Here is a 15,825-nt window from a genome sequence, read left to right as displayed (position 1 = left end):
CCTGACAGTGGGACCACGCAACCCGATAGCGGGACGACCCAACCTGACAGTGGTACAACCCAGCCTGACAGTGGGACAACTCAACCTGACAGCGGGAAGACCCAGCCTGACAGCGGGACGACTCTGCCTGACAGCGGTACAACTCAACCTGATAGCGGGACAACCCAACCTGACAACGGGGTCACGCAACCAGATTCAAGCCAATCGTCTCAGATGATGTTCGATGACTTTGTTCTCGATATTGGAGGTTTGCTGAATCAAGACGACATCGGACTGAAGGGTGACACGACCGTCGTGAATACCGGATCCGGCCCCGTTGTAGAATTCGATGGAAAGGACGACTACATAAACTTGGGTCGACTCGAAGAATTCAGTGGTTCAAGTGAGCTTGGGTTTACGGTCGAATTTGCCCGGGACGAAGCCGATGGAAGCGCGCAGCGCCTTGTTTGGAATCACCAGAAAATTGGCTTGATTCTCAAAGACGATGGGTTGGTCGTGAAAGTCGCCAATAATGACGCCAAATTCCACAAAGGCTTCAAAGCAAAGGACATTGGCCTGAACGATCTCGAAAAACATGAGATCACCGTTCTGGTGGATGAAGACGAGGACCGTTTGCAGGTTCTTGTTGATGATCAGGTTGTCATTGATGAAACCGGCGTGGACTTCGACTTTAGCGATGTAAACAACCGGAATTGGACGATTGGATCACAATGGCGGGCCGATATCGATGGTGAGGTCAGCTCCTTTGCGATCGATGATGAGGTCGAGTTTGTTGATACCACTGTTTTCGACAACGCGCTGATTGCCTGACGCCGCTATATTCAGCCAGCAGGCAAAGTGAAACATCTTGGACGGGGCGCAAAATTGCGCCCCGTCGCTGATTGCGATACCTGTATTTTCACATAACGCTATGTAAGTTCTGTATTCTGTCTATGATCGTGATTTATGATTTTGTCTGATCGCTATCGTTTCATTTTCATTCATGTTCCCAAATGCGCGGGAACATCGGTTCGAAACGCTGTCTTACCATTTCATGACGCCGACAGCCGGTTCTTGAAAGCTGTAGAGAACCATCCGAAACTGGGTGAGATTGATTTTCGCCACTTGCCGTTGCTCTTATTGCGAGACCTGGACCCCGAAGCGTTCAGCAAGCTTGAGACCTATGAAAGCTACGCGCTTTTGCGCGATCCGTTTCAACGGTTCCGGTCTGCCATGGCCCAACGTGCGAAGATGTATCTGGGCAAAGAGTTCGCGCAGCTTGAGGATCGAGAGATACGCGACGAGATCGGCAAGGTTGTCACCTATCTACAATCAGAACCTGCCGTGATTGCGCCGGAATATATCCATTTCAGCCGGCAATCGGGCTTCATCGAGGTCGAAGGAAAACGGCTGGTCAGGAACCTATACCCTGTCGAACGGATGGATTGTTTCGTTTCTGATCTAGCCCGCCATATCGGGACAGACGCGCTGGAAATTGGTCATATCAACCAGACTACGGTGTTTCGTTACCAGGGGTTGAGCCGCGTCATGTACGCAGGCAGCGCAGTTGCCAAGCGAGTATTGCCCGACCCGATACATGAGAAGCTGCGCGTTTCAGCCCGAAAAATATTAATGAAGCCAAGTGGTTCCGTCTTGCCTTCTGTTTTTGAGGAACCCGAATTGCGTAATTTCGTGAAAGACTATTATGCGGCAGATTTTGCTTTTCACCAAAAAGCGCTCGAGGATGTTGCAGCATAACTAAATCCAACGCTGCTATGATTTAAACCGGGTGAAAGCCACTGCCTTTGTGATATTCATCAAGAAATGGATTTTTTTCTGCGTTCTGTAGTGGGGATAACAGACAGGTCAGAGGTATTTCTGGTATCATAAGAGCAAAGTGGTGGTGAGTTTCATTGGTAGCATCGACAGGTACAAGAGGGGCTTTGCAGGCGACGGGTGACAGTACCGGCCGCTCGTCTGGGTCGTTTATCCTCCCATTGCTATTTCTAAGCTTCATTTTACCGCTGTATTTTCAGGTTGCGGGGCTGCAACTCAGCGGCTATCGCATGGTTTTGTTGATTTTCTTTGTACCGGCAATGATCCGTTGGTTTGATGGGTCCGGAGGGTACTATGCGCCGGACTACCTGATTTTAGGATTTGCATTCTGGACAGTGTTGGCGATCGTGTTCCACCACGGGTTTTCGAGATGGGAATATAACGGTATCGCATTTGTCGAGGCGACGGGTCCGTATTTCATAGCGCGCTGGTTGATACGGGACGAGCATGCATTCCGTGCCTTTGTGCGCTGGATGTTCATTGCGGTACTGCTCATGCTGCCGTTTAGCCTCAATCAGTTCATTTCGAACAATTCTGTGCTTCTCGATTTGTTCAGCAAGGTGGGGAACGTATATCCTACAATTCCACTCGAACCGCGCTTGGGCTTTTTCCGGGCACAGGGGCCGATGCCGCACCCGATCCTTTACGGTGTTTTCTGCAGCGTAGCCTTTTCTTTGGTTTGGTACGTCCTGGGGAATGACAGGGGTTTCACATACAAAGTTAGCAGGTCAGGAGGCGTCTTTCTGGCCACTTTTGTGTCTTTGTCAGCAGGGGCATGGCTTGCGATCATGGTGCAGCTTGGTTTGATGACCTGGAAGAACGTATTCGCGTTTTTTCAGAAAAAGTGGAACATGTTGTTGTATATGCTTGGCGGGCTGTACTTGTTCCTCGAAATCGCCGCGGATCGACCTCCTGCCCAGCTGTTTGCAGCCTACCTGACGTTTAAGAAGTCAACAGCTTTTAACCGGATTAATATTTTTATTTATGCGTCAGATGATGTGATGAGAAATCCAATATTCGGGCTTGGGTTCAATCCCTGGACACGTCCGCGATGGATGCTTGGAAGCGTTGACAATTTTTGGCTGGTCATCGCTTTGCGCTATGGGTTGCCAGCACTCATATTTTTGGTGGCTGCCATAATTGTGATCTATGTGATTTTAGGCCGAGCCCAATTGCCCAGCAGGTTGGAAAATTTCCGACTGGGGTACCTTTTTTCTCTGACCGGGTTTTGCATTGCAGCCGTTACCGTGCACGTCTGGGATGCAACATTGTGTCTTTTGATGTTTTTGCTGGGCGCAGGTCTTTGGATGGTCAATGCCAAAGAAGAAAGCGATCAGCCACAATCTGAGATGAAACAAAGCGGAAGGCGGCGAATAAGATATACTCGATTTGGGTCGGAAGACACGTGAATGGGCCAATGTTGGCGGCGGCACAGACGCGTGTTCGGTGAACGATGCAAGAGGATTTCGACAAGTGTCAGTTCAGCAAAGTAAAATTACGACGGATGCCGGAATTGGCCGAAAGCCGAAGCGATCGGCGCTGAAAAAGAAACTGACACAGGTTCCCATCTCGTTTCGCAAAAACTATGGGCTTTTGAAAAACCCTGAGTTTTGGCAAATTCTGCCACTTCTAATGTCCAACAGGTGGCGCGCGCGTACTGGCGAAAAAGATCAACCCAAAATTTTCGTCGCGACGCACCACAAGGCCATGACCACCTATTTCAAAGCTGTGCTAAAGTTTCTGGCTTTTGGGTTGGATGCGCGATTTGAGGAGCTTTCGAAACTGGCGCCTCAGCCTGAAACCAGGGTCTTTCTATCGGCCCATAGCCGGACGCCTTGGTCTGAAGTTGGCCCCTATCGGGGGATACATATCATGCGTGATCCGCGCGACATAATCGTATCCTCTTATCACTATCATCTGTGGACCAATGAGCTTTGGGCCCATATCCCGGATGAAAACGGGCAGACCTATCAGGAAAAGCTGCAGGCCGCGGACAAAACCGAAGGCCTGTTCATGACAATCCGTCATTTCATCTTTTTTAGCCGCGAAATTCTTGAGACCTGGGATTTGGATGATCCGAATATTCTTGAGGTGTCATACGACGATCTGATGGGGGATCAGCGTGATGCGGTCTATTCCGAGATGTTCAATTTCTTGGGGTTGCAGGGGCAAGAGCATGAATTGGGCGTCCGCCTGATGCGTCTGTTTGAGGCCGGAAAGCGCAGTAAGGTCTCTGCCACGAAAACCAATGAGGGCGCGCATATCCGCAGCAGCCGCAGCGGTCAGTGGAAAGACGAGTTAGAGCCCGAGCATGTGGCATATATTGAACAGGAACTGGGACAGGTTCTGGAAAAATTCGGATACGCCCGAACCCCAGTTACAGGTTCGACGGGCGCTGTCTAAGGGATTTTTTTTTCCAGGGGTAAAAACTGTTTTCTGATCATGCTGACCGTGCGACGCATTCGTCTGCTGACAGGCATCCGACCCGCAAGGATCGCGTCAATCTCAGCCGGTGTCATATCCCCGCGCAAGGATGTGCGCGGGCGTAGAAACGCGGTGTCGCTCATATATCCCGCATCGCTGGAAAACGCGGTTTTGTAACCAGTGCGGCGCAGGGCACGTAGGACGCGGGCGTTGTATCTGCCAAAGGGTATCCCCGCCTTGGTCACCGCAGCACCGCTTAGTTCTTGCAGCACTTCGCGTGAGCCGGTCAGCTCTTGCTCAAGCGCGGCTGTTCCTAACATATTCCAGGCGACATGCGCGATCCCGTGGCTGCCAACACCCATTCCGGCAGACATCAGTGCTTTGACGTGATCGCGGGTCAGGGAGCCGGGCTCGTCCAATCGTCCCGTCAAAACAAAGAACGTCGCGGTCAGCCCCCGCTGCTTTAAGGCGGGCAGGGCGATCTTGTAATCCGAGAGGTTGCCATCATCAAAAGTCAGGCAGTAGGTCGACGGGGTGGGGCTGTCTGCAACCCGGTCTAGAACGTCAAAAAACTGTGCCTCAGACAGCCAGTAGGGTGCCTCGCCTTCTTCAAGGTCGCGGGCCGGTGTGCCTATGCCGTGGAAGTTGAGACCAATCAATCGGGCCATGTCAGGATTTCAGCTTTCTGTGCAGTGTTTCAGCAAGATTGATTAGACCTGTGCCAAGCCCACTTTGTCGGGCCTCAAACGGACCCGCCGCCATAGTGTTCACACCACCGGTGCGGAGTTTGAAGCGGGTGACACTTGGATTGGCGTCCTGATCAATGCCCCCCAGATCAAACCACTTGAGTCCTCGGTCCTGACAATAAAGCATGGCCTGCCACATCATAAAATGCCCTGTATTAAGCCTCCGTCCTGCATCCGATGTCGCCCCGAACAGATAAGTGGCGTTGTGGCGGGTATATCCGATCGTCATCGCGCCGATATCCACGTTGTCTTTGCGTGCAATTAAAACGTCATGTTCGAAATCCGACCCAGACAGGGCGTAATAGAATTCCGGTGGGATGTCCGGCTGAAACCCTTTGGCGGCCTGCACTTGTTCGTAGAGCTTGGAAAAGCGCCCGAACAGGTTCGTTATCGGACCAGTTTCAAGTTCCATCCCCGCCTTGAGCGCATTGCGCAGAGGATTGCGCCATTTGCCGTGCAAAGCGCGCATCAAGGTGTCTTCATCCTGCTCACAATCGACGATCACCGTCCTGTAGTGAGACGCCCGATCCGTTGGCACAAAGCCAGCCCCAGCGGCAACCTGATCTACCGACGAGACGTTGCGCGCCGATAACGCAGATAGTCGGAACCGCAGGATATGTCCGCTTTGCTCAGCATAGGTGCGCAGGGCAGTAAACACGGCCTCTAGTGTCTGTGGCGTGGTCTCGTGATGTACAAGCGGACCAGCCGGGATCCAGACGATGCCTCGCCCCAGGCCCGGCACTAATTTCAGGCGCAGGCAGGCCGCAGCAACGGGTCTGCCTGTCTGATCTGACAGGTTGACAAATTGCGCCTGGGCCCCGATCCGCCGTGCCGCCGCTTGCGCATAGGTTAGGGTTTGCTCATAGGTCAGGTCGCGAAATTCGGCACTGATCCGGGGCCAGTCTTCGGCAGCAACGGTTTGCAGTGTCAGAGACCCGGTCATAGTCGTGTCCGTATCCAGCTGGCCCAGAGCTTGCCGGGTTTCAGCCCTAGCCGGGGTCGAATCTTCAGAAACCAGGCGCGGTAGTAAAACAGGTGCAGCGCATCCGCCCAACACAGCAAAGCCCGCGCCCTCAGCCGCGCCGCAGGACGGTTCCCGGCCAGCACGATGTTATGGATCGGCACCAGCGTACCGCCGTAACTCAGTTTGTATTCGTATTCCCCGGCTCCGGCCTCGACCAGCTGGATACCATCCGTAATCAGCCGCTCTACCCGTTCGATCAGCCCCACACGCCCCAGCCCGACTTTTTCAAATTCAGGATCTGTTTCACGGGCATTCAGCCACCAATAGGCCTTGTCGCCCTGAGTATAGCGCAGTTGGCTCGACAGCAGCCTGTCGCCTTGCCATTGCTCATCAATCATGGCCCGGTCACTGGGGGCCAGCCGGTGCAGTAGGTCGCGATAGAATCCGGCGGCTACGGACCAATCCGAGAAATGCCCGCCTTTCCCAGCGGCCCGCCATTGTTTTGTGTGCAGCGCGATGAACCGGTCCATCATTGGATCGACCATATCCGGGCTTGAGCTGGTGTTGTTTAAAGGCGCTATTTCATTCAAGCGCTTGATATCCCGTCGTACCTCGCGCCGCCGACTTTTCGATAGCGTCTTCATGAACCCATCAAAGCTGTCGGGCAGGTCCATCAAAGTGTGTCCGCGCGGGCTGTCGTCGCGCAAGAGCAACACGTCTTGCACATCCATGGAGCGGAGGATTTTCAGCGATACCGAACGCTCTGACATCGGGGAAAGACTGATGGCGGCGCAGTTCAGTTGCTGGGTCAGATGCGTGAAGGCGGCGCGCAGGGCGGCCTCTTCGTGACCGGTGGCAATAGGCAAGGCCATGACCGCGAAATTGGGATCGACCCCGGCCAGCCGAGCGATGCGTACGGGAACTGGTCCGGCCCAGATCGTTTCGATGCAAAAAGGCAAGGCACCGATCAACTCGGGCCCGTCCCGCAGAATGAAACACACAGGACGGCGGCTGGAGGCAAAGCTCTTGCCATAGTGGTCCCACCAGGCGACCTGCCAATCGCTCAGGAAATAGATATCGGCGCCGGTTGCCGTGACCAGATCATCCCATTCAGCCCTTATGGCAAGGGCCTGGGCCGGTGCCTGAAGGCATTCGAGCGCTTCTTGTGATCTGGTGGAAACCGCATCCATCACGTGGCAGGTTCCTGCCCAAACAGATGATACCGGATCGCGGCTCCCGACAGCCGCAACCGGGCCGAGCGGTCAGGTGTGGCACGCACCAGACCCAGCAGGCCAAAGGTGGTGCCCCGCAGCAGCGCGCTGGTGACGAAGATACTGCGCGTTATCAGCTCTCCGACCCGGCCATAGTGTTTTCGTGCATAGATCGTCTTGCTCTTTTGCTTTTGCACATACATGCGGGACTTGATCTGTGCGGTGCTTTTCGATCCACCCTCAAGATGTAGAATCCGAGCTTCGGGGGCGAAGACGCAGCGCCAGCCTGCATCTCGGATACGTCGGCACCAGTCGGCCTCTTCCGAATAGATGAAAAAGGCGTCGTCCAGCAGCCCGACCTTTTCGAACACCGGGCGCGGGACCATCATGAACATGCCCGAGACCACATCCACGTCGCGCGGTGTGGTCCGGTCCCAACCGCCGTATTCCGGCCATGGAAGCAGCCGTTTCAGCCCAAACTCGATCACCGCCACGCTTAGCGGTCCGGGATCGGCAAAGCAGGTCAGCTGTATGGTTTCGGGGTCTTCGAACACCTGGCATCCAACGCACCCAACATCCGGATGCGCGTCGAGCCATCCGCTCATGACGTCGATCGCATGGTCCAGGATGATCGTATCGGGATTGAGCAGCAAAAGCTTGTCGCCTTTGGCAATCTCCAACCCCTGATTGTTGGCCGCAGCAAAGCCGCGATTACTGGGGTTGGCGATCAGTTTTACGTTGGGAAAATTTTCACTGACCATTTCGGCCGAGCCATCGCCCGAGGCGTTATCCACCACAATGATTTCATGAGGCAGGCGTGTCTGATTTTCTATGGATTGAAGACAATCGTGCAAAATATCGCGCGTATTCCAGTTTACGATGACAATCGAAACAGCGCATCCCGTGCTTTCTGATTCAGATAAAACACTCATGTAACTCTCGATTCCGAGGAAACACACATCGCAACAGGCGCTTAATTCCCCAATACACAGGCCAATGATCCGCATTTCTGCGCGCGAAACCACCGAGGCGGTGAATTATTTTTACATTTTGTGGCATATACCTTCTATATTTTTGAAAAGGATGGCGATTTTAACAGGTTTTGTATTTTTGGCTGACGGTTTGTGGTCGCGCCAGGAAAGTGAGTGGTTAATGGATATCGAATGTTACGATGACCTGACCGGTGAACAAATACATGAATGGCGTGAATTTGTGGCTAGCTGCCAGCATCAGCACCCCAGACAGGACCCTCGGTTTGCCGATGTCGAGCGTGCAATCGGCGGAACTGTGGTTTTTGCGATCGCGCGTCGACAGGGGGAAATTTGCGCCGTAGGCCTGTTTTCGCTGTACCGCAGCCGGATATTGGTGGGTAGATATTCGGTAGCCCTGGCGCTGAGCGGGCCGATCTGCGACGATCCCGAGACGCTGACTGAATTTGTGGTCGCCGTGTCAGGTCACCCTCGTTTTGCAAAGGTCGATGCCATCAAGGTCACGCCATATTGGCTGGATGATGACGCCGATCAGCTGCATCAGAGATTTACGCAAGCCGGGTTGGAGATAACCGATCCAGCGCCCCATCGTGATACCGGGCTGATTGGCCTCGACCGTTCTTTGGATGAGTTGCGCAGCTCGTTTTCAAGAAGTGCGCGTCGAAATCTGCGCAATATCGAGGCAACGGATGTCGAAATCCGTCACATCACGTCGCCTGATCAGATCGCGGTTTTTTTTGATTGCCTAAACGCGCTGGTGATCAAGCCCAACAACCTGACCCCGGTCACACGCCCCGAATACGAAGCCGGATTTCAGAATGTATATAACGACCCCGAGGCCGGGGTTCTGTTCACCGCTTATCACCAGGACACATTCTTGGGCGGGTTTTTGTTATATCGCAGTCGGATTACGGCCTTTGCCCGGCGTTTTGTGGCGGACCCCGCCGCGGCCAGCCTGATTGGTAATCTGCGCATTGCTCCATTGCTTTGGCTCAGGGGGATGAAGTGGGCGATGGAGCAGGGATGCAAAAACTTGGATGTCGAAGGGTATCTGCCCGATATCGACCGCAGCCATCCTGATTTCAGCGTTCTTGAATATAAAACCTATTTCAAGCCACGCCCGGTCAGACGCGTGGCAGAACATACATTGGTCACTCATCGTCTGTTCCACCGGGCAAATGTGGTTCCGTCACAGTTGAAACAGGTCGCACGGCGCGGTGTCAGGGCGGCGCAGGCCCTGACCAAATCGGGGTAGGGGCCACGGCGCTGCAGGAGGTGTGACGCGTGTTTGGATTAGGACAGAGAAAAAAGCTGATCCTGCTGCGTAGTGCGGCCCATCGCGGCGCCGGGGCTTTTCTGCATCAAGCTTGGGCAACCGTTGCAGATATCGGATTGCGTCGAAGAAATTTGGTGTTTCAGCTTGATGGGGATGACTTTCTGAAAAACCAGCCTGCGGATGATCCAACACTTGAAGTTAGCAGGGTTTCAGGCTGGCACGATCTGCCCGAGACCCTGCGGCGGCGACTGGAATCCGGCGAGGAAAACCTGGAATGGGGCGACAAGAGCTGGTTCGACAAAGATCGCTGGCTATGGGCGGCAACCCTCGACGGAGAGGTCTGTTGCCTTGCCTGGATTTTGGGTCCCGATGAAGATGAACACTTCTTCTGCGCGGTGCCGTCAGATGCAGAAATACTTTTTCAGATCGTTGTCCTGCCTGAATTCAGGGGGCGTAGCTTGCAGGTCAGGGTACATCGGACCATGATGGCCGAAAGGTTGCAGGCGGGAACGCGGCGCTTTTTTATCGCCTGTCACGAATACAATTACACGTCACGGAGAAACATAGAAAAACTTGGCTTCAGGTTGATCGGATTTCACAATGAATCGCGCTTTACGTCCCGCCAAAGCTGGAAGCCGCTGACAAGATGACGCGGAACCGAATTGCCGACGCCGTTGCGAACATGCCCATGAGGGCAGGCAGTTTTTGGAAGCAGGATGCGCAGGGTGGTATTCTCGCACTACTTGCGAACCGGAAGGTGCATTATGCATTTCAGACACGGGTCGCGATACATGCTGCGTGTGATGTGCTGGGGCTGCAGGACGGGGACGAAATTCTGGCACCGGCTTATAACTGCGGATCAGAGGTTGACCCGCTTGTGCAGGCCGGACTGAAGGTGCGGCTTTATCCGGTCGGTAAAGACCTGCGTACTGATCCCGCTCGGATCGAGCCACTGATTACGGCCCGAACGCGGGCAATCTATGTCACGCATTATTTTGGAATTATTCAGCCTGAACTGACCGCCCTGCGCGCGCTTTGCAACAACTATGGGCTGCGGATGATCGAAGATTGTGCGCTGAGCCTTCTGAGCGGAAAAAGCCCGGCAGAAGGGCGCACCGGCGATATCTCGGTTTTTTGCTTTCACAAATTCGTACCGGTGCCGGAAGGCGGGGCGTTGGTCGTGAACGCCCCCGATCTGACCGCGGCTGTGCCGTTTCCACGCCCGGCACCGGGAAAAGTGGTCGCGAAGATAGTGGCACGGTCAACCTTGGTAAATGTGCTGGGATCTACCCGGGCCCGAATCCTGAAACGTGCTTTGTCCGGCGGGTCTGGGATGACAGAACCGGACCATGTAACAACCGACGAGATGGACGATATTCCCGGGCACTATTACTTTGATCCAGATTTGCAGAGGCGCCGTATCAGCGTCGTTGCGTCTCGGCAGCTTCGTTCGTTTTCGGTGTCTGATACCATCAAAATCCGACGAGCCAACTGGCATCGATATCGCGAGCGTCTCGAAAAGGTACAGGGCGTTGAGATGTTGAAGTCGGAACTCGAAACCGAGACTTGCCCACTGATCATGCCGCTTGTGGTGAACGGGCGCGACCGGGCAGCGCGTGATTTGCAGGCGCGTGGTATCGGTGCCACGCCTTGGTGGGCTGGGTTCCATCGAAATCTGGATTGGACCGGTCAGGATGAGGCAATAGCGCTAAAGAACCAAGTTCTGTCCTTGCCGCTGCATCAATATCTTTCAGAGGATCATATCGATCACATTGTATCCGCTCTGCAAGAAGTGCTTTCGAGCTGAGGTGCGGGACATGTCCTGAGTAAGGCGAAGTCCAATGCAGAACCTTAATGCGCCGTGACGAGTCTGGATCTTATTTTGGCCACCAACTCCAATGTCATGCTTTCGACGCCTTTGGGTTTACCGCTTAGCTTCCAAAGCAGGAAATGCGTACCGATGTAGGTCAAGATCCCGACCAGAACCTTGATCGCAAATCGAAAGCGCAGCAATGGCAGGTCTTCCTCTGTTTCATAGGCCCAACCCACCGCGTCGCCGCTGCCAAAGGCGCTGCTGACGAACAGAACAACAGAAACCATCGCCAGAGTGGACACAAATGACCGCCAGGCAACAGTTATTGGCCCAAAAAACGTGCGGGTTCCATAACGTTTCGCAATCATCAGAGTTGTAAAGATTGTGACCAAGCTGGCGATGCCTGCTGCGATCAGCGCGCCTGAGAAACCGAATTCCACCCCTTCGCGCATCAGCAGGCAGACGAACACCAAAAGGAACGTGTTCCGGATAAACAGTATCCTGGTAGAGCCTTCAATATAGGCGGCGGACCGCACGTTTTCGTGCAGCGTTTCAAGCGCCTTGAGCGGGGCCAGAATCCATATGACCTGTACGATGCCCAACCACTGCCAGCCGATCACGACCACGACGATATGATTGGCCACTAATGCCATCCCAAGGGAAACCGGTAACACGATCGCAAGAAGCAATTCGTTCAGCCGATTAAACGCCTCATCTTGGCGGTCGGTGTTGCGCGATATATCTGCAAGCCCGGGATAAAGCACACGTTGCAACGGGGCGAACAGCTGTGTTGTGACAAGTGTACTCAACCTGTTCCCAAGCCGGAATACACCCGCATCGGCCAGCCCCAGGGTGGCACCGATGATAAGTTGCGGCATGTTGTTCGAGAAAAACAATGAGACTTGGGCGCCCGTGGTCCAGACCGAAAAGGACAAACAATCGCGCCAGCGTGCCAATGACAATCGTATGGTCATGGGGGCCATGCTGTAGGTCCAGATACTGCGCGTTATCAGCGCACAGACACTGGCGACGATAATTGACCAGAAATCACCCCAAAGCCACGCCAGACTGATTGCAATGATCGAATACACGATCCGGCTTATCGTTTCTTCGGCGGCGGCGAAACTGAACCGTAGTTTGCGTTCAAAAAGGACGAAGCGGGGGCTTTTCAGAGCTATAATCAGTGAAAGGGCACAAAGAATGGGTGCCAGTTGGATCAGCTCGGGTATTTCGAGCAGGGCAAGCAATGGCTGGGTAACGTAGAAAAACAGCGCAGCAACGACGCCAAGGATTACCTGAAAGGTGAAAACGGTTTTGAGATGCTCAAGAGTGACATCGTCCAGTCGGATCAGAACTGTTGCGATCTGCCGCTGCATCATTTCCAAAAAGGCCGTGGCGACCAGGAAATAGGCGGCGATACCGAAATCTTTTGGTGTAAGCAGCCGGGCGGTTACGATCAGTGTGATCAATCCAAGCGCTTGCCGAAACAGGCTGGAGGCAAGCAATGTGGTTGCCCCCACCGCAAGAGCGGACGTGCGGGCAGACGTGCTTTTATCCACAACAGGATCGGACGGCTGCTTCAAACTGTTAACTTCCCAAACTCATAACAAATGACGCATATCTGCATTAATGTTTCCATATTCGCGATCCATTGTGAGGTCCTTAGACGTGTGAGATCGCGATTCTGGTGTTCTGACCAGACGACTGATAAGTGTCAGCATAGTGCTATTTTGTATGTGCCTCGCAACGGTTTTGTCTTATTTGTCAAATGATACTCGTATCTCGTACCCGTACGTTGAATTCTGTTTCAAAGTACATTCTCAATTGGTGTCATGAATTGGACACCAAATGCAGAAAGAAGCCAAGCACGACGGTTTACATGTCTTTTGTCGCGGCAGGATAGATAATTGGGTGCTGAGTTTTAGAGCGGTATTGCGGTATGAAAATTGCAATTTTCGGGCTGGGTTATGTGGGCTTCACGGCGGCGTGCTGTTTGACCCGCGAAGGGCACGCGGTAATCGGCATCGACGTGAACGCCGATAAGGTTGCTGAAATCAATGCTGGTCAGCCCCCGATTAAAGAACCCAAAGTGGCTGAACTGCTGACCGAAGCGCTTAGCAAGAACCTGATACATGCGGTGGTGGAAACACCGGATCTGTCTGATGCAGATTTGGCCATTGTCTGTGTTGGCACCCCTAGCGCGACTGACGGGTCGCATAACATGGATTTTGTGGCTGAGGTGACGCGCCAGATTGCCGAGACCGTGTCGCCTGATCGGGTGCGACCGTTGACGGTTGCGTATCGGTCGACCTTCCGGCCCGGCACGGTGCGCCAACTGATCGAGCCGATCTTCCGGAGCCAACTGGGGGATCAGACGGCGCAGGCCGTCGAAATCATCTACAACCCGGAATTCCTGCGCGAAGTGTCGGCGGTGGACGATTACTTCAACCCGCCCAAGATCGTCGTCGGCACAGCGAATGGAAATCGCTCTGACGTGATGGACGCCCTGCACGAAAATCTGGACGCCCCGGTGTTCTATACCGCCTTCGAAGAGGCCGAGATCACGAAATTCGTCGACAACACCTGGCACGCGACCAAGGTGGCATTCGCCAATGAGATCGGTCGCATCTGTCACCGGATGGGCGTGTCGGCGAAAACCATGCATGAGATTTTTGTCTCGGACACCAAGCTCAACATCTCGGCTTACTACACCCGTCCCGGGGGCGCGTTCGGGGGGTCTTGCCTGCCCAAGGATGTCCGTGCGCTGCAGCATATCGCCAGCGAGGTCGGGGCGCATACGCATCTGATCGATAGCCTTTTGCAGACCAATCAGGCGCACAAGACCTATCAGGCGCAGGACATCATGGCTCGCTTGCCCGAGGGGGGCAGGGTGCTGATGGCGGGGCTGGCCTTCAAGGCCGGAACCGATGATTTGCGCGAAAGTCCCAATGTCGATATCGCCCGGCGGCTGCTGGACGCAGGCTATCAACTGTCGATCTATGATCCGGCCATCGAACCTGCTGATCTGCGGGGACAGAACCTGGGCTATGCCTTCACCCATTTGCCCAATGTGGGCAGCCTGCTGGTGAACCGAGCCACGGCCGAGGCCGGGCCCTGGGATCTGGTGATTGGATCGAACCGGATTATCAATGATCTGAACCTTGGCGATACAGAGGTGGTGCGGACCTATGAATATGACTAGCCCGCCGCCTGCCGTTCAACCGATCTCGTTTGAGGAACTGCGCCAGACCCAACCCCTGAAGGGGTTGAAAGTTCTGATCGTGGTCGAAAACCTGCCCGTGCCTTTCGACCGCCGGGTCTGGATGGAGGCGCGCACGCTGGCGGCCGCCGGCGCGCTGGTGTCGGTCATCTGCCCCACCGGCAAAGGCCATGAGGCACGCGTGTGGGAAGACGAGGGGATCAAAGTCTATCGCCACCCTCTGCCTTTGGATGCCAGCGGGGCACTGGGCTACCTGCTGGAATACGGCGCGGCGCTGTTCTGGGAAAGCTGGCTGGCGTTGCGGATCAAGCTGACGCGCGGTTTCCATGTCATACATGGCTGCAACCCGCCCGATCTGATCTTTCTGGTGGCGCTGCCGTTCAAACTGTTCGGGGTGCGCTATCTGTTTGACCACCACGACATCAACCCCGAGCTGTACGAGGCCAAATTCAACAAGCGGGGTTTCTTCTGGAAACTGATGAAGAAATTCGAGAGGCTGACCTTTGCCTCGGCGCGGGTGTCGATCGCGACCAACGAAAGCTATCGTAAGATCGCCATCGAGCGCGGTGGCATGGCGCCCGAAGATGTCTTTGTTGTCCGCTCAGGCCCGGACCTCAGCCGCCTACAGCACCTGCCCCCGAACCCCGATTGGCGCAACGGGCGCAAGTATATGGTGGGTTATGTCGGCGTGATGGGCGATCAGGAGGGGATCGATCTGCTGCTGGAGTCGGTGGCGCATCTGGTGCAGGTTCAGGGGCGTGACGATATCCAGTTCTGCCTTGTGGGCGGTGGTCCCAGTCTGGACAAACTGCGCCAGCAATCGGTGGATATGGGGCTGTCGGATTATGTCACCTTCACTGGCCGTGCCCCGGATCACGATCTGTTCGAAATCCTGTCAACCGCCGATGTCTGCGTGAACCCGGACCGGGTGAACGAGATGAATGACAAATCCACCATGAACAAGATTCTGGAATACATGGCGTTCAAGAAGCCCATCGTTCAGTTCGACGTGACCGAAGGGCGCTTTTCCGCGCAGGAGGCATCGCTTTATGCAAAAGCCAACGATCCAGTGGATATGGCGGACAAGATCACTGAATTGCTGGCGGATGACGAACGTCGCGCCACCATGGGCCGGTATGGCCGTGCGCGGGTTGAGGCGGAAATGGCCTGGCCCCATCAGATACCCGCTCTGATCGCGGCGTATCAGCGTATTTGGAAAGGGTAGGGGCCGCCCTGGCTATTTAGCGATTTTCAGGAAACAGTTCTCGCATGAGAAGGCATGCAAACAAGTGAATCCAGGCACTTTGCTTGACGTATTACCAATTCATGTCATAGTTTTTCTCCCTTTTCGGCAAATGGAATGTTGT

14 protein-coding genes are annotated in these 15,825 nt (G+C 54.5%); 9 read left to right on the top strand and 5 right to left on the bottom strand.

Going from position 1 to position 15,825, the window contains the following annotated elements; translation table 11 throughout:
- Nucleotides 1-213 precede the first annotated feature (213 nt).
- From ACR0AJ_RS09620 to ACR0AJ_RS09605, 4 genes are all read left to right on the top strand, one after another.
- The gene (locus ACR0AJ_RS09620) at nucleotides 214-810 is read left to right on the top strand and encodes a hypothetical protein (protein WP_170350128.1); all 597 of its coding nucleotides are present in this window, start codon (nucleotides 214-216) and stop codon (nucleotides 808-810) included.
- Nucleotides 811-945: 135 nt separating this feature from the next.
- A complete protein-coding gene (locus tag ACR0AJ_RS09615) occupies nucleotides 946-1,737 on the top strand; it encodes a sulfotransferase family 2 domain-containing protein (RefSeq protein WP_170376725.1) in 792 nt (263 codons plus the stop codon).
- A gap of 155 nt (nucleotides 1,738-1,892) precedes the next feature.
- Nucleotides 1,893-3,224 carry an O-antigen ligase family protein gene (locus tag ACR0AJ_RS09610; protein ID WP_480740718.1) on the top strand — a complete coding sequence of 444 codons (1,332 nt, stop codon included), beginning with the start codon at nucleotides 1,893-1,895 and terminating at the stop codon, nucleotides 3,222-3,224.
- Between the two features lie 298 nt (nucleotides 3,225-3,522).
- Nucleotides 3,523-4,218, top strand: coding sequence for a sulfotransferase domain-containing protein (locus ACR0AJ_RS09605; RefSeq protein ID WP_170350125.1), 696 nt, complete (start codon nucleotides 3,523-3,525; stop codon nucleotides 4,216-4,218).
- Here the strand turns inward: ACR0AJ_RS09605 and ACR0AJ_RS09600 are convergent.
- Genes ACR0AJ_RS09600 through ACR0AJ_RS09585 form a run of 4 tightly spaced genes read right to left on the bottom strand, consistent with a single transcriptional unit; the run spans nucleotide 4,215 to nucleotide 8,092 of the window.
- Nucleotides 4,215-4,907, bottom strand: coding sequence for a polysaccharide deacetylase family protein (locus ACR0AJ_RS09600; protein ID WP_480740717.1), 693 nt, complete (start codon nucleotides 4,905-4,907; stop codon nucleotides 4,215-4,217). The two genes, ACR0AJ_RS09605 and ACR0AJ_RS09600, sit on opposite strands and share 4 nt — an antisense overlap.
- Nucleotide 4,908: 1 nt before the next feature.
- Nucleotides 4,909-5,928, bottom strand: a complete 1,020-nt coding sequence (locus ACR0AJ_RS09595) for a lipid II:glycine glycyltransferase FemX (RefSeq protein ID WP_170350123.1) — start codon at nucleotides 5,926-5,928, stop codon at nucleotides 4,909-4,911.
- Nucleotides 5,925-7,139, bottom strand: a complete 1,215-nt coding sequence (locus tag ACR0AJ_RS09590; protein ID WP_480740715.1) for a GNAT family N-acetyltransferase — start codon at nucleotides 7,137-7,139, stop codon at nucleotides 5,925-5,927. The genes ACR0AJ_RS09595 and ACR0AJ_RS09590 overlap by 4 nt, the downstream gene beginning before the upstream one ends.
- Entirely contained in the window at nucleotides 7,139-8,092 is a 954-nt protein-coding gene (locus tag ACR0AJ_RS09585; RefSeq protein WP_480647483.1) for a glycosyltransferase family 2 protein, read from the bottom strand. Before ACR0AJ_RS09585 ends, ACR0AJ_RS09590 begins: the two co-directional genes overlap by 1 nt.
- A gap of 220 nt (nucleotides 8,093-8,312) precedes the next feature.
- Between ACR0AJ_RS09585 and ACR0AJ_RS09580 the strand changes: the two genes are divergently transcribed.
- The 3 genes from ACR0AJ_RS09580 to ACR0AJ_RS09570 are packed head-to-tail and all read left to right on the top strand — an operon-like array spanning nucleotide 8,313 to nucleotide 11,232.
- Nucleotides 8,313-9,404, top strand: a complete 1,092-nt coding sequence (locus ACR0AJ_RS09580) for a lipid II:glycine glycyltransferase FemX (protein WP_170350120.1) — start codon at nucleotides 8,313-8,315, stop codon at nucleotides 9,402-9,404.
- Between the two features lie 29 nt (nucleotides 9,405-9,433).
- Complete coding sequence (locus ACR0AJ_RS09575; RefSeq protein ID WP_170350119.1) at nucleotides 9,434-10,075, top strand: GNAT family N-acetyltransferase; 642 nt, start codon at nucleotides 9,434-9,436, stop codon at nucleotides 10,073-10,075.
- The gene (locus ACR0AJ_RS09570; protein ID WP_170350118.1) at nucleotides 10,072-11,232 is read left to right on the top strand and encodes a DegT/DnrJ/EryC1/StrS family aminotransferase; all 1,161 of its coding nucleotides are present in this window, start codon (nucleotides 10,072-10,074) and stop codon (nucleotides 11,230-11,232) included. The genes ACR0AJ_RS09575 and ACR0AJ_RS09570 overlap by 4 nt, the downstream gene beginning before the upstream one ends.
- A gap of 44 nt (nucleotides 11,233-11,276) precedes the next feature.
- Here ACR0AJ_RS09570 and ACR0AJ_RS09565 read toward each other — a convergent pair whose 3' ends face one another.
- Nucleotides 11,277-12,821: an oligosaccharide flippase family protein gene (locus tag ACR0AJ_RS09565; RefSeq protein WP_480740713.1), complete on the bottom strand. Its 1,545-nt coding sequence runs from the start codon at nucleotides 12,819-12,821 to the stop codon at nucleotides 11,277-11,279.
- A gap of 356 nt (nucleotides 12,822-13,177) precedes the next feature.
- On the opposite strand from ACR0AJ_RS09565, the gene ACR0AJ_RS09560 reads away from it, so the two are divergent.
- Both ACR0AJ_RS09560 and ACR0AJ_RS09555 read left to right on the top strand, forming a co-directional pair.
- Nucleotides 13,178-14,440, top strand: a complete 1,263-nt coding sequence (locus ACR0AJ_RS09560; RefSeq protein WP_170376747.1) for a nucleotide sugar dehydrogenase — start codon at nucleotides 13,178-13,180, stop codon at nucleotides 14,438-14,440.
- On the top strand, nucleotides 14,427-15,683 hold the full coding sequence (locus ACR0AJ_RS09555; RefSeq protein ID WP_254428488.1) for a glycosyltransferase family 4 protein: 1,257 nt from the start codon (nucleotides 14,427-14,429) through the stop codon (nucleotides 15,681-15,683). The genes ACR0AJ_RS09560 and ACR0AJ_RS09555 overlap by 14 nt, the downstream gene beginning before the upstream one ends.
- Nucleotides 15,684-15,825 lie beyond the last annotated feature (142 nt).

Source organism: Ruegeria sp. CJ9, from assembly GCF_056536625.1.
This window is presented reverse-complemented; position numbering and strand designations above follow the sequence as displayed.